Here is a 19187-nt window from a genome sequence, read left to right as displayed (position 1 = left end):
CCCAGACAATTCGGGGCCGCACGGTCATCTGATCCCCTACAGTCCGCATGTGATGCAGAACACACCTGGCCGATGTTCTCCCACTATCGGACGGGTCGGGGCGCTCGCCTTCGCCCTCGGCATCGGGCTGGCCGTCGCCAACGCTCCCGGAATCGCGGCTGCCGACACCGGAAGCTCCACAGCGCACTCCGCGCGGCAGCCCGCCAAGTCCACCGATAACCGGGCAGCACCCAACCGCACCCGTGTCATTCAGGTGACCGCGCGCCCGAGCGCCGCCGTCGCCAGCCCGGGCCGCCCGGTGGTCCCGACGACCGCGACATCCTTGACCGATCTCGTCGGTTATGCGCGCCGAGAAGTCGAACAGGCCCAGACCGCCAGCCAACCCCCTCCGAGCATCGGCAACACGTTCTTCGCGCAGACCCCGGTGCTCGCCTACAACGCGGCCCAGAACGTCCAGGCCCCCGACGGCGTCATCACCGGCACCCTCAACGCATCCCAGGCCAACGGCTACGCCCTGACCTACACCGCCAGCGGCGCTCAGCACGGCAATGTCCAAATCCATGCCGACGGGACGTTCACCTACTCCCCCGACCCGGACTTCACGACACTCGGCGGAACCGACACCTTCACCGTGACCGCTGACGACCGCCCGGGCAACGCGCCGCATTGGCACGGGCTGGCAACGCTTTTCGCACCCGGCGGCGGCGCCACCGCCACACAACAGGTGACCGTGCTGCAGAACCCGGGAAGTACACTTCCGAACACTGTGCTCGCCACCGCCGATCAGCTCCAGGCTGAGAAACTCGTCGCCCAGATCGCGAATTCGCCGATCATGCAGGTGGCCAAGATCGTCCTCAAAGCGGGGTGGTGGCTGGCGGCTCGGAAGAACTTCGCCGCCGTGGGCGGTGCTGATCAGGTCAATATGGCCCAGCTGGACCAGGCTGTCACCGAGTACGCCAACCAGGCGGCTATCGAAGTGCTGCTGCTCAATTCGAACAGTCCGAAGATCCTGCAGCAGGTCAATCCGCCGCACGACTGGTACATGCAGAGCTTCTCCGGTGCGCGGATCTGGTACGACAACCCCGACACGATCTACCGCTTCGTCGGGGTGAACAACGCCTCGAAGTACGTCATCACCGGACGGTTCGACGGGTCGCTGCCTGCCGACACCAACTTCAGCGTGCTGACCGGATTGAGCGGGACGACCGCCGACAACCTCAATGGTAAAGACCTCGTCGTCGGTTCGGACGGTTCGTTCACCATCACCGTCGATTCCACGCCCACCGCCCCGGGCCAGACCAACCATCTGTACCTGCCGCCCGGCACAACACTCATCACGACCCGAAACACGTTGGCGGACTGGAACAACGAACAACCGATGAGCCTGTCGATCCTGCGGGTCAGCGGCCCGCCGGACAGCCTGTTCAGCCAGATCGGCGGCTTCGCCATCCCGGGGATCGGACCCTTGGTATCGTCCAACCCGCTTCTGACACAGCTGGTTTCACTCATTCCGCCGCTGTCCGCACCCCGCATCCTGCAGTCCGTGGAGGCCGCCACGATCATGCTGCTGCTCGGGATCAGCGGCGAGGACAAGTACATGGGGGTGGCCACCCAGAAGGCGCCGAATGTGCTCACCGATCCCGCCCACAATGCGGAGTTCCTGTCCACTCAGTTGCAGAGCACCGGTTACTTCCAGCTCGGCAACGACGACGCGTTGGTGATCACCATCAAGCCCAACAACGCGAAGTACTTCGTGGTGCCGGTGACCAACGACTGGACGATCACCAACAACTACTGGGACGAGCAGACCAGCCTCAACGCCAGCCAGGCGGTCGCCAACGGCGACGGTAGCTACACCATCGTGGTCTCGCCCTCCGACCCGGGCTTCGTCAACTGGGTGTCCACCGGCGGCCTGAATCAGGGGACGATCTCCATCCGATTCCAGGACTTCGACCCCGCCAACACCACCGACCCGAACGTCAGCTCATACGTCGTGCCCATCAGCGCGCTCAACCTGCCGGCGATCCCGTACGACCGCCAGGCCCAGATCGCGGCGCGTCAGCTCGGCTACAACAAGCGCTACTGGCCGTATCCGCAGGCCTAACAATCCAATAGCGCGGTCTCCGGCGCTTCGATCAGTCCGCGCAGATCGGTGAGAAACGCCGCGACCTGAGCGCCGTCGGCGACCCGGTGATCGAAGGCGCACGTCAGCGTCATCGTCGGGCGGGCCACCACCTCGTCGTCGATCACGACCGCGCGTGGCCGCAGGGAGCCGACGCCCAGGATCGCCGCCTCGGGATAGTTGATGACCGGCACTCCTTCGTCGAGGCCCAGGGCGCCGAAGTTCGACACCGTGAACGTCGAATTGCCCAACTCGGCCGGGGACAACGACCCGCTTCGCGCGTTGTCGACGAGCTGTTCGACGGCGGCGGCAAGCCGGCGCGTGGTGAGCCGGTGCGCATCCGCGATCACCGGCACCACCAAGCCCCGCTCGGTAGCCACCGCGACCCCCAGCCGGATATCTGAGTGCAGCCGGATCTGCGCGCCACCATCACCGTCCACCCAGGTCGCATTGAGCAACCGATGCCGGCTCAACGCGATGAGCAGCATCCGCAGTGTCAGCACGAACGGCGTCACCGCCAGCCGGTCGCGCAACCGGAGCAGCGCCGAACACTCCACCTGCACACTTGCGTGCGCATCGGGAATTCGGCTGCGCGACAACGACATCTGCGTGGCCATCCGCGCCCGAACACCCTGCACTGCAACCGTTTCCGCACCCACAGCGGCTTCGATGTCGTCGCGGGTGACGATCCCATCGGCACCTGATCCCGGTGCCAGGCTCGCCAGGTCCACAGCAAGTTCAGCCGCCAGCTTGCGCACCTTGGGCGCCGCCCGTACCCGCCTGCTGCGATCCATGCCATTGTCGGTGCCGTAACCGACGAGGACCGGTGTGCGCGGCTCCGGCGCACCGGTGTCGATGCGGACCAACAGCGTTCCCACGGGCAGTGTTTCGCCTTCGGCACCGCCGAGAGCGACGATCCGGCCCGAGTATGGGCTGGGTATCTCGACCTCGGCCTTGTTGGTCTCGACGGTGCACAGGGTCTGGTTGAGTTCGACGACGTCACCCACCGAGACCGCCCAGCCGGTGATCGTGGCGTCCGGTAAGCCTTCGCCGAGGTCGGGAACCAGGAAGTCGCTCATGGCCGTCGCGTCGCTTTCTCGACACAGTCCAGCAGCCGGTCGACGCCGGGCAGCCACACCTTCTCCATCCGGGCCGGCGGGTAGGGGGTGTCGAATCCGGTGGCCCGCAACACCGGAGCTTCCAGGTCGTAGAACAACTCCTCGGAGATCCTGGCGGCCAGCTCGGCCCCGAAGCCCAATGTCCGCGGCCCTTCGTGCATGATCACCGCGCGCCCGGTCTTGGTCACCGACGCTGCGACGGTCTCGAAGTCCAAGGGGTTCAACGACCGCAGGTCGATCACTTCCAGATCGGCCTCGGCGATCTCCGCGGCACCAAGTGCGGTGGCGACCAGCCCGCCGTAGGTCAGCACCGTGACGTCACTACCCGCCCTGCGCACGACGGCGCGCCCGATCGGGGGCGCCGGTTCGACGAGGTCGACGGCCTCGCGGCCCCAGTAGCGGCGTTTGGGTTCCAGGTAGATCACCGGGTCGCGGGACGAGATGGCATGGCGCAGTAGCCAGTAGGCGTCCGACGGAGAAGACGGCACCACCACTTTCAGCCCCGCCGTGTGCGTCCAGTACGTCTCGGTGGACTCCGAGTGATGTTCCACCGCACCGATACCGCCGAACGACGGGATACGAACCGTCACCGGCATGTCCACCTCGCCCCTGGTGCGGGTGCGGTACTTGGCGAGGTGACTGACCACCTGGTCGAACGCCGGGTAGGAGAAGCCGTCGAATTGGATCTCGGGCACCGGGACGAACCCGCGCAGGGCCAGGCCGACCGCCATTCCGATGATCGCCGACTCGGCGAGCGGGGTGTCGAAACACCTCTGTGCTCCGAAGGTTTCGGTCAAACCCTCGGTGATGCGGAAGACCCCGCCGAGTTGGGCGACGTCCTCGCCGAAGACCAGGACGCGGTCGTCGGCCGCCATCGCATCGTGTAGTGCACGGTTGATCGCCTGCGCCATGGTCAGCGTGGTGACCTCGGGCAAGGTGCTCATGAACGCCGGCGGCTCGATGATCTGGGTCATCTCAGTTCTCCTTCGCCATTTCGGACAGCAGTTGCGCGCGCTGGGTGGCCATCAGCGGCGTCGGCTCTGCGTAGACGACGTCGAAGAGCTCCCCTACATCCGGCTCGGGAGCATCGACCACCGCGGCACGAAGCTCGGCCCGCAGCCGCGCCGAGCGGGCCGCCACCCGGTGTTCCAGCCGCTCGTCGAGCACTCCGAGGCACTCGAGGTAGATGCGGTAGCGAGTGATCGGATCGCGGGCCGCCCACAGGGCGACTTCTTCTTCCGGCCGGTATCGGTCGGCGTCATCGGAGGTGGTGTGCGGGCCCATCCGGTAGGTGATGGCCTCGATCAGGGTCGGTCCTCCGCCGGTGCGGGCACGTTCAGCGGCCTCGCTCATCACCCGGTAACAGGCCAGGACGTCGTTGCCGTCGACGATCACCCCCGCCATCCCGTATCCGGCGGCGCGATCTGCGATCGACGGCCCGGCGTACTGCCTGCTGGCCGGCACCGAGATCGCCCACTGGTTGTTCTGGACGAAGAACACGCACGGTGCGTTCTCGACGGCGGCCAGGTTCATGGCCTCGTGGGTGTCGCCTTCACTGGTGGCGCCGTCACCGAGGAACGCCACTGTGACGGTCTTCTCGCCGAGTCGCTGAGCGGCCATCGCGGCACCGACGGCATGCGGGGCGTGGGTGGCGATGGGGATCGTAATCGGCGCACAACATTTCGCCGTGAAGCCGAGGCCGCCGTGCCAGGATCCTCGCCACACCGCCGCGACCTGCCCCGGTGCGATACCGCGCACCAGGAAGACGCCGAGCTCACGAAATTGCGGGAACAGCCAGTCGGTCTTGCGCAGGCACGCCGCGGCACCGACCTGGGCGGCTTCCTGCCCGCGACATGAGGCATACAGCGCCAATTCGCCCTGGCGCTGCAGGTTGACGAACTCCCCGTCGAGGTCGCGGGTGAGGACGAGGTGTTCGTAGAGCCAGGCCAAGGTTTCTGGCGGCAGCCGGTAGTCGGAGTCCGCCGTAGCGGTTCCGTCGGGTGCGATGAACTGCACCAACTGACCCATGCCGCCTCCTTGTGGCCACGCGGACGGCATGTTCGGCCGTCACGACCTCAGGTCTGCTCAGCGCGGAGGCGGTCAGAGCAAAATCCGTTGTGGCGGAGTGCCAGCTAACGGCCGGGTTCGGGCGAGAGCTGGACGATACGCTCTGCTCGCCGCAGCACCGGGGCATCTACCATTATGCCCTCGTACTGGAAGACACCGCGCTCATCGCGCGCTGCCGCCAATACGTGTCGCGCCCAACGTACTTGCTCGGCGGTGGGATGGTAGGCCTTCCGTATCTCGGCAATCTGGCTAGGGTGGATCGCTACCTTTGCGTCGAATCCGACGGCGACGGCGTCATCGGCCTCGGCGCGCAGCCCGTCGAGGTTCTTGATGTCGAGGAACACCGAGTCCAGCGCGAGCTTGCCGTAGGCCTTGGCGGCCAGCAGGCTCTGCGAGCGCACATGGCGGGCCACCTCCCGGTAGCTACCGTCCGGGTAGCGGTTGTCGGTGCCGCCGAGGACCGCGAACAAGTCCTCGGCGCCCCACATCACCGCGTAGGCGTTGTCGACCCGGGCGGTCTCGGTAACGGCGAGTGCACCGATCGGGGTCTCGACGAGGACCACCACGTCCAGCGGGGCCAGCGCTGCGACCTGCTCGGCGGATTCGGTTTTGGCCAGCATCACGGTGGTGTACGGGGTACGGGCTAAGACTTCGAGGTCGCGTGCGTGATCGGCGGTGGTCGACGGGTTGATGCGCACGACGGTGCGGCCCGGGTCCAGCAGGGTGCTCACCAGCGCCTCCCGCGCGGCCTCGCGGTCGTTGGCCGCGACACCGTCCTCGAGGTCGAGGATGACGACATCGGCTGCAGCCGCTGCCTTTTCGAAGCGTTCGGGGCGGTCGGCGGGGCAGAACAGCCAGCCCGGCCCGGGTTCGGTCAGCGTCATCAGACCGGCCTCTTACGGACCATGGTCTTGCGGGCAGCCGTCGCGACGATGTCGCCGTGCTGATTACGCCCCGTGTGCGCAAAGGTCACGATGCCTTCACCGGGGCGGCTTTTGGACTCCCGCTTGTCGGTGATCACCGTCTCAGCGTAGAGAGTGTCACCGTGGAACAGCGGTTTGGGGAAGGCGATCTCGCTGAACCCGAGGTTGCCGACGATGGTGCCCTGGGTCAGCTGCGCCACCGACAGGCCCACCAGCGTCGACAGCGTGAACATCGAGTTCACCAGCCGCTGATGGAACGGCGGCAGCGCATCGGAGAACGCGGCGTCCAGATGCAGCGCCTGGGTGTTCATCGTCAGCGTGGTGAACAGCACGTTGTCGGCCTCGGTGATGGTGCGCCCTGGCCGGTGCAGGTAGCGCACCCCGAGTTCGAATTCCTCGAACCACAGCCCGCGCTGTTCGACGATCCGTTCCTCCGTCATGCCACACCCAACTCCCGGGCGATCAGCATCAGCTGCACTTCGGTTGTCCCTTCACCGATTTCGAGGATCTTGCTGTCGCGGTAGTGGCGGGCGACGGGATACTCGTTCATGAAGCCGTAGCCGCCGTGGATCTGGGTGGCGTCGCGCGCGTTGTCCATCGCGGCTTCACTCGCGACGAGCTTGGCGATCGCGGCTTCCTTCTTGAACGGCTTGCCCGCGAGCATCAGCGCGGCGGCGTCGTAGTAGGCGGTGCGGGCGGCATGGGCGCGGGCCTCCATGCGGGCGATCTTGAACTCGATGGCCTGGTAGCGGCCGATCGGCTGGCCGAAGGCGCTGCGTTCCTTGGCGTACTTGACGCTCTCGTCGACACATCCCTGCGCCGCACCGGTGGACAGCGCGGCAATGGCGATCCGGCCTTCGTCGAGGATGCGCAGGAAGTTGGCGTAGCCGCGACCGCGTTCACCGAGCAGGTTCTCTGCGGGCACCCGGACATCCTCGAAGGTCAGCGGATGGGTGTCGGAGGCGTTCCAACCGACCTTGTCGTAGGCCGGTTCGGCGGTGAATCCCGTTGTGGGCACTGGCACCAGGATCGAGGAGATCTCGCGGCGATCGCCGACGGTTCCGGTGACGGCGGTGACGGTGACCAGCTTGGTGATCTCGGTTCCGGAGTTGGTGATGAACTGCTTGGAGCCATTAATAACCCAGGTTGACCCATCCAACCGGGCGGTGGTCTTGGTGGCACCGGCGTCGGTGCCACCGCCGGCCTCGGTGAGACCGAACGCACCCAGGGCCTGCCCACTGGTCAACTGCGGCAGCCATTCCCGCTTCTGGGCCTCGGTGCCGAACCGGTAGACGGGCATCGCGCCGAGCGACACCCCGGCCTCCAGGGTGATGGCGACGCTCTGGTCGACCTTGCCGAGTTCCTCCAGCGCCAGGCACAGGGCGAAGTAGTCGCCTCCCATGCCGCCGTACTCCTCGGGGAACGGCAGGCCGAACAAGCCCATGTCGGCCATCCCGGCGACGACCTCATAGGGGAAGGAATGCTCGGCGTCGTGTTTGGCCGCCACCGGTGCGACGACGTTGCGCGCGAAGTCGCGGACCGTCTTGGCCAGTTGCTGATACTCGTCGGGAAGGGTTCCCGTGGACAGGAAGTCACTCATCGGACGTGGCTTTCTCTTGTGTGGTGGCTGTGATCGTGGCGAGCAGCTGACCCACCTTCACCTGGTCGCCGACGGCGACCAGAAGTTCTACGACGCCGTCGACCGGGGCGGTGAGCGAATGCTCCATCTTCATCGCTTCGACGACGACCACGACGGTGCCGGCGGGCACAGTCTCACCGTTTCCGACGTTGACCGCGACGACGGAACCCGGCATCGGGCTGACGAGTTCGGCGTCGCCGCTGTGCGCGTCGTCGGCGCGGACCGAGGCCTCGCGCATCTCCTCGACCGCGACCGTCCGGCCCGCACCGGCCAGCCAGATCCGGTGACCGTCGACGGCGGCGAGGTAGGTGGCGCGGATGCCCCCGACCGTCACGGTGAGCTCGTCGCCGTCCAGTTCGGCTGCAAGCGAGACACTTTCACCGTCCTCGACGCGGGCGGTGGCGGCCCCTGGTGTGCCGGTGATGTGGACGTGGTCGGTGCGCGGCCCCGAGCGCAGCCGGATTCTCGTGGGGGCAGGTTCACCGGCCCGCCAGCCGGACGGGACATCCCAGAGGTCTGCCGGTGTCGCAGGCCATCGCTGCAGCCAGCGGTAGGCCGCCGCGGCGATCAGGACCGCGTCGTCGACGGGTTCGGCGGTATAGACCAGCCGGTCGATCAGCCCGGTGTCGAGGCGGCCCGCGGCCACGTCGCCGTCGGCCAGCAGGAACCGGAGGAACTCGACGTTGGTGCCCACCCCCAGCACCGCTGTCTGCGACAGCGCCCGGTCCAGGGTGCGCAGCGCGGTCGAGCGGTCCGCCCCATAGGCGATCACCTTCGACAGCATCGGGTCGTAGTCACTGCCGACCGTCGTCCCGACCGCCAGGCCCGAATCCACTCGCACGCGTGAGTTGAACCCCGAGTCGCTTCGCTCCTGCCCGCCGACACCGGCCGGCTCCCGCAGTCCCAGCACCGGCCCGCCGGTGGGCAGGAAGCCCGCCGCCGGGTCTTCGGCGTACACCCGGGCCTCGATGGCGTGGCCGGTCATGGTGATGTCGTCCTGGGTCGCGTGCAGCTTCTCCCCCGCAGCGATGCGGATCTGCCATTCGACCAGATCCCACCCCGTGACCAGTTCGGTCACCGGGTGCTCAACCTGCAGCCGGGTGTTCATCTCCAGGAAGAAGAACTCGTCGGGACGGTCGGCGGAGACGATGAACTCGACGGTGCCCGCGCCGCGGTAGTCGACGCTTCGGGCGGTGTTGCACGCCGCGGCGCCGATGCGTGCGCGGGTGGCAGCGTCCAGCAGTGGCGACGGGGCCTCCTCGATGACCTTCTGATGGCGGCGCTGCAGGCTGCACTCCCGCTCACCGAAATGCAGCACGGTGCCGTAGCTGTCGGCGAGCACCTGAACCTCGATATGCCTGGGCCGCAGGACGAATCGTTCGAGGAACAGGGTGTCGTCGCCGAACGCCGCGGCCGACTCGCGCCGCGACGCAACCAGCGCGGCAGGCAGATCGGCGGCGTCGTCGACGCGGCGCATCCCCTTGCCGCCGCCGCCCGCGGACGGTTTCACCAGGATCGGGTACCCGATGTCTTCGGCGGCCTCGATGAGCTCGGCGTCGGCGAGCCCGGGCCGGGCGATTCCGGGCACCACCGGCACGCCGAACGCCGAGACCGCCGCTTTGGATGCGATCTTGTCGCCCATGGTGCGGATGGCGCCACTGGGCGGCCCGATGAACGTGATGCCCGTGCTCTCCAGCGCTGCGGCGAAATCGGAGTTCTCCGAAAGGAATCCGTAGCCGGGGTGAACGGCCTGGGCGCCGGTCTGCAGCGCAGCACCAACCACCGCGTCGATGTCCAGATAGCTCTGCCGGGCCGGCGGCGGGCCGATGCGGACGGCGACGTCGGCCTCGGCGACGTGGCGTGCACCCGCGTCGGCGTCGCTGTAGACCGCCACCGATTCGATGCCGATGGCCCGCAGGGTACGCATGACCCGCACCGCTATCTCGCCCCTATTGGCGACAAGGACTCTGGTAAACATCGTCACATCCTGAAGACGCCGTAGGACACCGGTTCAACGGGAGCGTTGGCGGTGACCGAAAGTGCCAGCCCCAGAACAGTTCTGGTGTCAGCCGGATCGATCACGCCGTCGTCCCACAGCCGGGCGGTCGAGTAATACGGGTTGCCCTGGTGCTCATACTGTTCGCGGATCGGGGCCTTGAACGCCTCTTCCTCTTCCGGCGTCATCTCGCCGCGGACGGTGGCCAGCACCGAGGCGGCCTGCTCGCCCCCCATCACCGAGATACGAGCGTTGGGCCACATCCACAGGAACCGCGGCGAATACGCGCGCCCACACATCGAGTAGTTGCCCGCCCCGTACGAGCCGCCGATGACGACGGTGAGCTTCGGAACCCGCGCACATGCCACCGCGGTCACCATCTTGGCGCCGTGCTTGGCGATGCCGCCGGCCTCGTAGTCCCGGCCGACCATGAAGCCGGTGATGTTCTGCAGGAACACCAGCGGCACCATCCGCTTGTCGCACAGCTCGATGAAATGTGCTCCCTTGAGGGCGGATTCGCCGAACAGCACACCGTTGTTGGCGACGATGCCCACCGGGTGGCCGTGGATCCGGGCGAATCCGGTGACCAGCGTGGTGCCGTACTCGGCTTTGAACTCGGTGAACTCGCCGCCGTCGACGATGCGGGTGATGACCTCGTGGACGTCGTAGGGCACCCGGGCATCGACGGGCACGACGTCGTAGAGCTCGTGCTGATCGGCGATGGGCTCGACGGTCGGGCGGACCTCCCACGGCCGCGGCTCGCGCGGGCCCAGGGTGTCGACGATGCGACGCACGATGCGCAGCGCGTCGCGGTCGTCGTTGGCGAGATGGTCGGTGACACCGGAGGTTTTGGAGTGCAGGTCGCCGCCGCCGAGCTCCTCGGCGGTGACGACCTCGCCGGTCGCCGCCTTCACCAGCGGGGGGCCGCCGAGGAAGATCGTGCCCTGGTTGCGCACGATGACGGCTTCGTCGCTCATCGCCGGAACGTAGGCGCCGCCGGCGGTGCACGACCCCAGCACCGCGGCGATCTGGGCGATGCCCGCGGCGCTCATGGTGGCCTGGTTGAAGAAGATCCGCCCGAAGTGATCGCGGTCTGGAAACACCTCGTCCTGGCGTGGCAGGAACGCTCCGCCAGAGTCCACCAGATAGATGCAGGGCAGCCGGTTCTGCAGCGCGATCTCCTGGGCGCGCAGGTGCTTCTTGACGGTCACCGGGTAGTAGGTGCCGCCTTTGACCGTCGCGTCGTTGGCCACGATCATGCATTCGCGCCCGGCGACCCGGCCGATGCCGGTGATGATCCCCGCGGCCGGGCAGTCATCGTCGTACATGCCGTCGGCGGCCAGCGGTGCGATCTCCAACAGCGGGCTGCCCGGGTCGAGCAGGCCGTCGACCCGATCTCGCGGGAGCAATTTGCCGCGGGACACGTGCCGTTCGCGAGCGCGTTCGGGGCCGCCGAGCGCGGCAGCTGCCAGCTTCGCGCGGAGCTGCTCGACGAGCTGCGTGTGCGCCTCGCGGTTGGCGGCCGGTGAAGTCATCGTCGAGGTCCCGTCGCAATTGAGTTAATGACGACTAACTCGTGTTAGGTTAGTGAAGATTAACCGAAACGTCCAGACGTGTCCCGGAGGGTTCCATGCCCGAGGCGCCAAGCCGCCGCAGCAGGCAGAAGTCGGATCGACGCTCCGCTCTGCTGGCGGCCGCCGAACGACTGATGGCCGAGAAGGGCTTCCTGGCGGTGCGGCTCGAGGACATCGGCTCGGCCGCCGGGGTCAGCGGCCCGGCGATCTATCGGCACTTCCCCAACAAAGAAGCGCTGTTGGTCGAGCTCCTGGTGGGCATCAGCACCCGGCTGCTGGCCGGCGCCCAAGCGGTGGTGGCGGGGGCCGATACCGCGGCAGGGGCGCTGGAGGGTCTGATCGAGTTCCATCTCGACTTCGCGCTGGGCGAGTCGGACCTGATCCGAATTCAGGACCGCGACATGGCCAACCTGCCTGCGGCCGCGCAGCGACAGGTGCGCCGGGCCCAGCGCAGCTACGTCGAAGTGTGGGTGTCGGTGCTCCGCGAACTCGACCCGGCACTCGATGAATCCGAGGCGCGCCTGATGGCGCACGCGGTGTTCGGTCTGCTCAACTCCACCCCACACAGCATGAAGCCCCTGGCGGCAAAGGCCGACCCGGGGCGTTCACGCGATGTCCTGCGGGCGATGACGGTCGCCGCGTTGTCAACAACGGGCGACCGTCAGCGCCGCGCAGTCGGTCAATACCAGTAGCGGCGACCCGCGACCGGCCGTCCGACGGCACCCAACAGCCACAGGACCGCACCGACAACGAGCAGGATGATGCCGATGGTCCACAGGATCTGGATCTTCAGCACGAATCCCAGGATGAGCAGAATCGCTCCGAACACAATCATTGTTTCTCCTTCAAAACGTTGCTTGCTGAACTTCTTTCGCCCTACTACTGGCTGGGCTGCGGCAGGTTGCAGTCCGCCACTTTGGGATTGACGCCGCCGTAGTTCAACGGTCCGGCAACGACAGTCAAAGCGATGGACCCTGCCGTAGCGCAGTTGGCTTGGGTGTTCGAAAAGTAGCCGCGCTGCCAGGTAGCGAATACTCCGATCAGCAGCCAGACGATCACGATCACTCCCAGAATTCCGCGGCCTCGCATGGTGAGCCTCCCTCGATAGTCCGCACCACTTGGCGGACAGGGGTTTACCCGTCCGACAGTTCCCTAAACATTTGAGCCAAAAGAGGTCTTCAGCCAGTCGGCCACCGCGCCGGCCAGGACAGTGTGGTTCTCGCGTCGGGTGATCTCGTGCCCGTCATCGGCGAAGAGCAGATAGCGCACCTTTCGGCCGAGTCTGTGCAGCGCCTCGACCATCTGCTCGGACTCGCTGACCGGCACGTTGGTGTCGTTGGCGCCGTGAACGACCAGCAACGGCGCGGTCAATGACTGCACTCGGCGCAGCGGGGAAAGTGCCTCCAGAAGCGCGCGATCGGCAACCGGATGCCCGTATTCGGCATAGGAGGCGGCGGCGATCCACGGTTCGGTATTGCGGTAGAACGTCGTCAGGTCACTCATTCCGCAGATGCTGACCCCCGCGACGAACAGTCCGGGATGAAACGCCAATGCTGCCATCGTCAGATAGCCGCCGTAGGACCAACCGGCACACGCGATGCGACCGGGTTCGGCATGGTTTTGCGAGACAAGGTATTGGGCGCAGTCGGCGACGTCGTCGATCGCGGCGAAGCGCTTGTCCCGGTCGTCGGCGTGGCAGAACTCGCGGCCGAAACCACCCGAGCCCCGCACGTTCACGGCGAACACCGTCACTCCCTCGTCGAGCAGGTGCGGGAAGATCTCGCTGTAACCCGGCCGCGCCTGCCCCTCCGGTCCGCCGTGCAAGTAGACGAGCGCACCGATCTGTTCGACCTGCGGCGCCGGGCGATACAACCAGCCCGACAGTCGGCGGCCGTCGCGTGCCATCAGGGTGTGCAACGCCGGTGCGGACGAGACCGGGCCACTGCTGGGCTTGCGGTCGATGCGCTCCCACTGCCGTGACCGGGGGTCCACCACTTCGACAGTGCGCGGCAGATCCGGTCCCTGCACCGTCATCGCGACCAGTGACCCGCCCGCGCTGATGGAGAGTTCACCGGCCACCATGTTGGGTAGCGGGATCGGTTCGGTCAGCGTGTTGTCGGCGTACTCCAGAATCTGTAACTCACTGCAGCCGTTGATGTTCCACAACAGGGCCACGGTCGACAGGTCGTCGCTGACGACGAACTCATCGAGATCGTGCCCGGCCCGTTCGGCGACGACGTGGTAGGCGACGCCGTCCGGGGTGACAGTGACCTCGAGCAGGCGGGCGTGCGAGGCACCGTTGTCGCTGCGAATCAGAGCGCGCACGTATTCGCCCGGCGGGTAAAGGGTGGTCAGCTCACCGTCGGGACCCGAGCGGAGCCGACGGGGTACGTGGTCGTCGAGAATGACACCCGACTCGGTGCTCGATCCGGGATCCGAAGGGAGCAAAGCGATTTCGGTCGTCCCGCGCAGCATGATCAACTCGCGGTAGCCGCGCGGGCCGACTCTGATCAACGCCGAATCGGCCCACGCGTCGATCAGCCTGCCCCCGGAGCGGCGATCCAGCACGCTCACCGCACCGTCGGCCGGGTCGATCAGCGTGGACTGGCCCACTCCGTCCTGCCCGGTGAGGATCGCGCACACCCGGGTGCCGTCCCAGGCGATCAGCTCGGCGGTGCCGGTGTCCATCCGATCGATCCGCCGCGCCATCCGGTCGTCGGGGTCGGTGGTGACCACCCAGATCTGGGTGCGGGTGCCACCGTCGGGGGCAACCTGGCAGGCCAGCCAGTGGCCGTCGGCGGAATGGATCACCTTGGTCACCGGCCCGTCGACAGGCAGCTCAACGTCCCGCGAGGCGCTGGCATGCCTGCCGCGCAGGAACCGCTGGACTGCGCGCGGGTAACCGCCGTCGTCGACGAGATGGGCGAAGGCGGTGCCATCGGGTGAGACCGAAGCGCCGTATGTCGCCCGAACGTCCCGCTCCACGTCACCTCACTCGTCGCTGACCACGCAGTTACCCGGTACCACGTTCCACGCGGCCCACCGGTGGTAAACACGGTGCTGAGCTTTCGGGGGAAACCAGGGGCTGCCGAGACTCGGTACCCTGCAGGCATGAGGTGGCAATGAGCGATCCGCGTCGAACAGAGTGGTCAGACCCGACGCAGCAGGCGGGTACCGGCTACCCGCCGAACGGCGACCCCGCCTACGCGGGGCAGTACTACGGCTACGGGTCGGGATACGTTCCGCCGGCGACGCAACCCACCGAGCAGCTGCCCACATACTGGCAGCCCGGCACCGGCTACCCACCTGCGGACCCGCCTCCCCCGCAACCGCCCAAGTCGCCGCGCTGGTTGTGGATCCTGGCCGGGGTGGCCGTGTTGCTCGTGGTCGGGCTCGTCATCGCGCTGGTGATCGTCACCAGTTCGTCGAGGGAGTCCACGGTTGCGGTGCTGTCTCTTAGCCACATCTGACGCTGCCGAAGAAGATGATCGTATAGATCTCGGTGTGCTCCGTAACATTCAGAACAGAAAGAAGTAGAGCAACGTGTAGATGTAGTCGCCACGCTGCCGACACCCAGCGGCGCCCCGACCGCGCCGCTTCCCGGCGAAACCACCAGCCCGACGGGCACCGATACCGTCGTCTACAAGGTCGACGGTGACGGCCGGGCCATCAACATCACCTACGTCGACACCGGCGGGGTCATGCAGACCGAGTTCAACGTGATGCTGCCGTGGAGTAAGGAAGTCAGCTTGTCCTCACCGGCGCGCGGGTCCGCCAGCGTCGCGGTGGTCAACGTCGGGCGTGACGTGACGTGCAGCGTGTCGGTCAACGGCGTTCAGGTGCGGCAGCGCTCCGGGCGGGGGCTGACCATCTGCACCGGCGCCGCCTAGCGCGGAACCTTCACCGCCAGCATCCCGATCAAGCCGGCGGCCAGCACCACGCAGATGCCGCCCAACCCGGCGCGGTCGGCGTTGAAGGCATCGACGAAGACGAAGAACAGCCACGGGGCCAGGAAGGCCGCGGCCCGCCCGGCCATGGTGAACAGGCCGAAGGCGACCGCCTCCTTGCCGTGGCTGGCCATCCGCAGCAGCAGGGTGCGCGACGCCGACTGGATGGGTCCGATGAACAGGCACAGCAGCAGCCCGCACACCCAGAAGGCCACCGGGCCGGACAGGCTCAGCAGGGTCAGCCCGACGACGATCATGGCCGCCAGCGAGCCAACGATCACCCGCTTGCCGCCGATCCGGTCGTCGAGCAGGCCGCCGACCACCGCGCCGGTGGCCGCGACCGTCGAGGCCACCACGCCGAAGATCAGCACGTCGGACTGCGAGACTCCGTAGACGCCGACACCGAGCACCGCGCCGAAGGCGAAGACACCGGCCAGCCCGTCCCTAAAGACGGCGCTGACCCCCAGGTAGTAGACCAGGTTGCGGTCACGGCGCCACTCCGACTTGAGGTCGAGCCACAGCTGCCGGTAGCCGCCCAGCACGCTGACGGGTGCAGGCTCGGGCTCACCGACCGGGTTGAGCGTGTGCGCGGTCCGCAGGAGCGGCAGTGCCATGACCGCGTAGCAGCCAGCCGTCACGAGCATGGCCACGCGGATGTTCTGGCCGTCTTCGACCGGGACACCGAACAGGCCGCGGGTGGGGCCGGTGCCGCCGACGAAACCAACGTAGACGATCGCCAGCAGAGCCACGCTGCCGAGGTACGCGGCGCCGGCGCCGAAGCCGGAGATACGCCCGGCGTTCTGCGGGGTGGTCAGCTGCTTGAGCATGGAGTTGTACGGGACGCTGGCGATATCCCCGCAGGCGCTGGTGAACGCCAACAGCAGCAGTCCGGCGGCGAAGTAGGCGGGCTGCGCCCGGATCAGGCTCATCGCACAGGTCGATAGCACCACCAGCGTGGTCAGCAGGGTCAGCGCGGCCCGGCGTCGGTTCGGAGCCTGAACCAGCACCCCGGTCAGCGGCGCCAGCAGCGCCACTGTTATCCCGGCGATCGTCAGCGAACGGCCCAGCCAGCTGGCCGCCGAGGTGCCGCCCGGCAGGTTCGCGCCGACCGTGCTGGTCAGGTAAACCGGATAGACGAAAGTGGCCACGATGGCGATCAAGCCGACGGCACCGAAGTCCCACAGTGCCCACGCCACGATCTTGGACCGCCCGGCAATCGGTGAACCCAACGCGGGGGTGCTCATGCGGGCCAGACTAGCGACCTCCCCAAGTCGCTCCGCTCCTGCCCGCCGGGCCTCCCCCCTTACGATGGCCGCATGCCAGTCCCCGCACCCTCACCGGACAGTCGCGCCGTCGTCACCGGAGCCTCCCAGGGCATCGGTGAGGCGCTGGCCACCGAACTCGCCGCCCGCGGCCACAGCCTGATCGTCACCGCCCGCCGCGGCGAGGTGCTCTCCGAGCTGGCCGCCCGGCTGACCGATCGCTACGGCGTGACCGTCGAAGTGCGGGCCGTAGACCTCGCCGACCCGGCGGCACGGGGCGCGCTGGCCGACGAGCTGGCCGCCCGGGACATCTCGATCCTGTGCGCCAACGCGGGCACGGCGACATTCGGTCCGGTGGCCAAGCTCGATCCCGAGGGCGAGAAGGCCCAGGTGCAGCTCAACGTGCTTGGCGTGCACGACCTGGTGCTCGCGGTGCTGCCGCAGATGGTGGCCCGCAGGTCCGGCGGCATCCTGATCTCCGGGTCGGCGGCAGGCAACTCCCCCATCCCGAACAACGCGACCTATGCGGCGACCAAGGCGTTCGCCAACACGTTCAGCGAGTCGCTGCGCGGGGAGGTCAAGAGTGCCGGGGTGCACGTCACGTTGCTGGCGCCCGGCCCGGTGCGCACCGAGCTGCCCGACCCGGCCGAACAGTCATTGGTGGAGCGGTTGATCCCCGACTTCCTGTGGATCGACACCGAGTACACGGCGCGGATTTCACTGGATGCCTTGGAGCGCAACAAGATGCGCGTGGTTCCGGGGGTGACGTCCAAGGCGATGTCGGTGGCTTCGGGGTATGCGCCGCGGTCGATCGTCACGCCGATCGTCGGCGCGGTGTACAAGAAGCTGGGCGGGGACTAGCGCCCCCGGCGGCCCGTTCCGAAGATACTGCGGGTGATCTCGCGCCCGATGACCGTGCCCGCCGAGCGCATGGCGCTCTTGAACGCCGGGCTGTTCATCACCTGGTCGAGCACACCGGGCTCGGCCTTCTGAACCGGCGCGGGCATCGGCGGAAGGTCGATGCCGGTCGGCAGGATCGGCGGCAGGTCGGTGCCCACGGACTCCTCGGGCGGCGGGGCCATCTTGGCTGCCAGCATCTCGTAAGCCGACTCGCGGTCGATGGTCTGGCCGTACTTGAGGAACAGCGGGCTGGCCTGGGCGCTGGCCTTGATGTAGTCCGGGCCGATGCTGGCCATCAGCGACTGCGGCGGGCGCAACCGGGTCCACGCTACCGGCGTCGGGGCGCCCCGCTCGGAGAGCACGGTGACGATCGCCTCGCCGATGCCGAGTGCGGTCAGGTCCGTCGCCAGGTCGTAAAACTGGGTCTTGGGGTAGGTGCGGACGGTCTTGGTCAGCGCCGCCTGGTCGTCGGGGGTGAAGGCGCGCAGCGCGTGCTGGATGCGGGCGCCCAGCTGGGAGAGCACGTTGTTGGGCACGTCGGTGGGCAGCTGGGTACAGAAGAAGACGCCGACGCCCTTGGAGCGGATCAGCTTGACAGTCTGTTCGACCTGCGACAGGAAGGCCTTGGAGGCGTCGTTGAACAGCAGGTGGGCCTCGTCGAAGAAGAACACCAGCTTGGGCTTGTCGACGTCGCCGACCTCGGGCAGATAGGTGAACAGGTCGGCCAGCACCCACATCAGGAACGTGGAGAACATCACCGGCCGGGCCGCCTGGTCGCCCAGCTCGAAGAGCGTGATCACGCCGCGGCCCTGGGCGTCGACCCGCAACAGGTCGGCGGGGTCGATGGCGGGCTCACCGAAGAAGGTGTCGCCGCCGTCGGCTTGCAGGTTGACCAGTGCGCGCAGGATGACGCCCGCGGTCTGCGAGGACACCCCACCGATGGTCTTGAGCTGTTCTTTGCCCTCGTCGCTGGTGAGGTAGGTGATCACCGAGCGCAGATCCTTCAGGTCCAGCAGGGGCAGGCCCTGCTGGTCGGCCCAGTGGAAGATCAGCCCGAGCGTCGACTCCTGGGTTGCGTTGAGCCCCAACACCTTTGACAGCAGGATCGGACCGAACGCGGAGATCGTCGCGCGCACCGGAACCCCGATGCCTTCGGTGCCCAGGGACAGGAACTCCACCGGGAACGGTGCGCCGACCCAGTTGTCGTCGCCGGTCTCCGTGGCGCGCTGCGACGTGCGCTCACTGGCTTCGCCGGGCCGGGACAACCCGGAGAGGTCACCCTTGATGTCGGCCATCACCACGGGAACGCCGGCGGCGGAGAGCTGCTCGGCGATGACCTGAAGGGTCTTGGTCTTGCCGGTGCCCGTCGCGCCGGCCACCAGGCCGTGACGGTTCATCATCGACAGCGGGATGCGGACCTGCGCGGCGGGATCGACGACGCCGTCGACGACGACGGAGCCGAGGTCGAGCGTCTGCCCGGTGCTGGCGTAGCCGGCGGCGATCTGCTGGGCAGGTGTCGCTGTCGATTCGCTCGTCATGGCCCGAACCTCCGTCATTTCTTGCGTGTTAGCCGGTAAGACACTACTTGCCATCGGAGCTCCGGGGCGGGTGGAACCGCGCCGCGATGCGCCGTGGGCTT

Annotated in this window: 18 protein-coding genes; 5 read left to right on the top strand and 13 right to left on the bottom strand. The window is 67.5% G+C overall.

Annotation, left to right across the window (positions count from 1 at the left end; translation table 11 throughout):
• Nucleotides 1-52: 52 nt before the first annotated feature.
• Complete coding sequence (locus tag HBE64_RS07670) at nucleotides 53-2104, top strand: Ig-like domain-containing protein (RefSeq protein ID WP_167099892.1); 2052 nt, start codon at nucleotides 53-55, stop codon at nucleotides 2102-2104.
• Here the strand turns inward: HBE64_RS07670 and HBE64_RS07665 are convergent.
• From HBE64_RS07665 to HBE64_RS07630, 8 genes are all read right to left on the bottom strand, one after another.
• Nucleotides 2101-3201, bottom strand: coding sequence for a dihydrolipoamide acetyltransferase family protein (locus HBE64_RS07665; RefSeq protein WP_167099889.1), 1101 nt, complete (start codon nucleotides 3199-3201; stop codon nucleotides 2101-2103). The two genes, HBE64_RS07670 and HBE64_RS07665, sit on opposite strands and share 4 nt — an antisense overlap.
• The gene (locus HBE64_RS07660; protein ID WP_167099886.1) at nucleotides 3198-4214 is read right to left on the bottom strand and encodes an alpha-ketoacid dehydrogenase subunit beta; all 1017 of its coding nucleotides are present in this window, start codon (nucleotides 4212-4214) and stop codon (nucleotides 3198-3200) included. Before HBE64_RS07660 ends, HBE64_RS07665 begins: the two co-directional genes overlap by 4 nt.
• A 1-nt stretch (nucleotide 4215) precedes the next feature.
• Nucleotides 4216-5268 (bottom strand): pyruvate dehydrogenase (acetyl-transferring) E1 component subunit alpha, encoded by a 1053-nt coding sequence (gene pdhA / locus HBE64_RS07655; RefSeq protein WP_167099882.1) that lies wholly within the window; start codon nucleotides 5266-5268, stop codon nucleotides 4216-4218.
• Between the two features lie 104 nt (nucleotides 5269-5372).
• Nucleotides 5373-6191, bottom strand: coding sequence for a CoA ester lyase (locus tag HBE64_RS07650; protein ID WP_167099878.1), 819 nt, complete (start codon nucleotides 6189-6191; stop codon nucleotides 5373-5375).
• Nucleotides 6191-6670 (bottom strand): MaoC family dehydratase, encoded by a 480-nt coding sequence (locus tag HBE64_RS07645; protein ID WP_167099875.1) that lies wholly within the window; start codon nucleotides 6668-6670, stop codon nucleotides 6191-6193. Before HBE64_RS07645 ends, HBE64_RS07650 begins: the two co-directional genes overlap by 1 nt.
• The gene (locus tag HBE64_RS07640) at nucleotides 6667-7830 is read right to left on the bottom strand and encodes an acyl-CoA dehydrogenase family protein (protein ID WP_167099872.1); all 1164 of its coding nucleotides are present in this window, start codon (nucleotides 7828-7830) and stop codon (nucleotides 6667-6669) included. Before HBE64_RS07640 ends, HBE64_RS07645 begins: the two co-directional genes overlap by 4 nt.
• Nucleotides 7823-9847 (bottom strand): acetyl/propionyl/methylcrotonyl-CoA carboxylase subunit alpha, encoded by a 2025-nt coding sequence (locus HBE64_RS07635; protein WP_167099869.1) that lies wholly within the window; start codon nucleotides 9845-9847, stop codon nucleotides 7823-7825. Before HBE64_RS07635 ends, HBE64_RS07640 begins: the two co-directional genes overlap by 8 nt.
• Before the next feature lie 2 nt (nucleotides 9848-9849).
• A complete protein-coding gene (locus HBE64_RS07630) occupies nucleotides 9850-11400 on the bottom strand; it encodes a carboxyl transferase domain-containing protein (RefSeq protein WP_167099866.1) in 1551 nt (516 codons plus the stop codon).
• Between the two features lie 95 nt (nucleotides 11401-11495).
• Here HBE64_RS07630 and HBE64_RS07625 point away from each other — a divergent pair, with 95 nt between their 5' ends.
• Nucleotides 11496-12131 (top strand): TetR/AcrR family transcriptional regulator, encoded by a 636-nt coding sequence (locus HBE64_RS07625; protein WP_167099863.1) that lies wholly within the window; start codon nucleotides 11496-11498, stop codon nucleotides 12129-12131.
• On the opposite strand, the gene HBE64_RS07620 is transcribed toward HBE64_RS07625, so the two are convergent.
• From HBE64_RS07620 to HBE64_RS07610, 3 genes are all read right to left on the bottom strand, one after another.
• Entirely contained in the window at nucleotides 12119-12274 is a 156-nt protein-coding gene (locus tag HBE64_RS07620) for a DUF6131 family protein (protein ID WP_167099861.1), read from the bottom strand. The genes HBE64_RS07625 and HBE64_RS07620 overlap by 13 nt on opposite strands.
• Nucleotides 12275-12318: 44 nt before the next feature.
• The gene (locus HBE64_RS07615) at nucleotides 12319-12528 is read right to left on the bottom strand and encodes a hypothetical protein (protein ID WP_167099858.1); all 210 of its coding nucleotides are present in this window, start codon (nucleotides 12526-12528) and stop codon (nucleotides 12319-12321) included.
• A 63-nt stretch (nucleotides 12529-12591) separates the two neighbouring features.
• Complete coding sequence (locus HBE64_RS07610; RefSeq protein WP_167099855.1) at nucleotides 12592-14424, bottom strand: S9 family peptidase; 1833 nt, start codon at nucleotides 14422-14424, stop codon at nucleotides 12592-12594.
• A gap of 137 nt (nucleotides 14425-14561) precedes the next feature.
• Between HBE64_RS07610 and HBE64_RS24980 the strand changes: the two genes are divergently transcribed.
• Complete coding sequence (locus HBE64_RS24980) at nucleotides 14562-14909, top strand: hypothetical protein (protein WP_371744113.1); 348 nt, start codon at nucleotides 14562-14564, stop codon at nucleotides 14907-14909.
• A gap of 93 nt (nucleotides 14910-15002) precedes the next feature.
• Nucleotides 15003-15329, top strand: coding sequence for an MmpS family transport accessory protein (locus tag HBE64_RS24975; protein ID WP_371744173.1), 327 nt, complete (start codon nucleotides 15003-15005; stop codon nucleotides 15327-15329).
• On the opposite strand, the gene HBE64_RS07600 is transcribed toward HBE64_RS24975, so the two are convergent.
• Nucleotides 15326-16630 carry an MFS transporter gene (locus HBE64_RS07600; protein ID WP_167099852.1) on the bottom strand — a complete coding sequence of 435 codons (1305 nt, stop codon included), beginning with the start codon at nucleotides 16628-16630 and terminating at the stop codon, nucleotides 15326-15328. The genes HBE64_RS24975 and HBE64_RS07600 overlap by 4 nt on opposite strands.
• Nucleotides 16631-16702: 72 nt before the next feature.
• Here HBE64_RS07600 and cmrA point away from each other — a divergent pair, with 72 nt between their 5' ends.
• Nucleotides 16703-17509, top strand: coding sequence for a mycolate reductase (gene cmrA / locus HBE64_RS07595; protein ID WP_167099849.1), 807 nt, complete (start codon nucleotides 16703-16705; stop codon nucleotides 17507-17509).
• On the opposite strand, the gene HBE64_RS07590 is transcribed toward cmrA, so the two are convergent.
• On the bottom strand, nucleotides 17506-19086 hold the full coding sequence (locus HBE64_RS07590; RefSeq protein ID WP_167099846.1) for a helicase HerA-like domain-containing protein: 1581 nt from the start codon (nucleotides 19084-19086) through the stop codon (nucleotides 17506-17508). The two genes, cmrA and HBE64_RS07590, sit on opposite strands and share 4 nt — an antisense overlap.
• Nucleotides 19087-19187 lie beyond the last annotated feature (101 nt).

The sequence above is a fragment of the Mycobacterium sp. DL592 genome (assembly GCF_011694515.1).
Classification (GTDB): Bacteria; Actinomycetota; Actinomycetes; order Mycobacteriales; family Mycobacteriaceae; genus Mycobacterium.
The sequence above is the reverse complement of the archived record's forward strand: the minus strand, read 5'-3'. Positions and strand labels throughout refer to the sequence as shown.

Coding starts and splice junctions, on each gene's coding strand:
- HBE64_RS07670 (WP_167099892.1), top strand. CDS start 53: ATGCAGAACACACCTGGCCGATGTTCTCCCACTATCGGACGGGTCGGG.
- HBE64_RS07665 (WP_167099889.1), bottom strand. CDS start 3,201: ATGAGCGACTTCCTGGTTCCCGACCTCGGCGAAGGCTTACCGGACGCC.
- HBE64_RS07660 (WP_167099886.1), bottom strand. CDS start 4,214: ATGACCCAGATCATCGAGCCGCCGGCGTTCATGAGCACCTTGCCCGAG.
- pdhA (WP_167099882.1), bottom strand. CDS start 5,268: ATGGGTCAGTTGGTGCAGTTCATCGCACCCGACGGAACCGCTACGGCG.
- HBE64_RS07650 (WP_167099878.1), bottom strand. CDS start 6,191: ATGACGCTGACCGAACCCGGGCCGGGCTGGCTGTTCTGCCCCGCCGAC.
- HBE64_RS07645 (WP_167099875.1), bottom strand. CDS start 6,670: ATGACGGAGGAACGGATCGTCGAACAGCGCGGGCTGTGGTTCGAGGAA.
- HBE64_RS07640 (WP_167099872.1), bottom strand. CDS start 7,830: ATGAGTGACTTCCTGTCCACGGGAACCCTTCCCGACGAGTATCAGCAA.
- HBE64_RS07635 (WP_167099869.1), bottom strand. CDS start 9,847: ATGTTTACCAGAGTCCTTGTCGCCAATAGGGGCGAGATAGCGGTGCGG.
- HBE64_RS07630 (WP_167099866.1), bottom strand. CDS start 11,400: ATGACTTCACCGGCCGCCAACCGCGAGGCGCACACGCAGCTCGTCGAG.
- HBE64_RS07625 (WP_167099863.1), top strand. CDS start 11,496: ATGCCCGAGGCGCCAAGCCGCCGCAGCAGGCAGAAGTCGGATCGACGC.
- HBE64_RS07620 (WP_167099861.1), bottom strand. CDS start 12,274: ATGATTGTGTTCGGAGCGATTCTGCTCATCCTGGGATTCGTGCTGAAG.
- HBE64_RS07615 (WP_167099858.1), bottom strand. CDS start 12,528: ATGCGAGGCCGCGGAATTCTGGGAGTGATCGTGATCGTCTGGCTGCTG.
- HBE64_RS24980 (WP_371744113.1), top strand. CDS start 14,562: ATGAGCGATCCGCGTCGAACAGAGTGGTCAGACCCGACGCAGCAGGCG.
- HBE64_RS07600 (WP_167099852.1), bottom strand. CDS start 16,630: ATGAGCACCCCCGCGTTGGGTTCACCGATTGCCGGGCGGTCCAAGATC.
- cmrA (WP_167099849.1), top strand. CDS start 16,703: ATGCCAGTCCCCGCACCCTCACCGGACAGTCGCGCCGTCGTCACCGGA.
- HBE64_RS07590 (WP_167099846.1), bottom strand. CDS start 19,086: ATGACGAGCGAATCGACAGCGACACCTGCCCAGCAGATCGCCGCCGGC.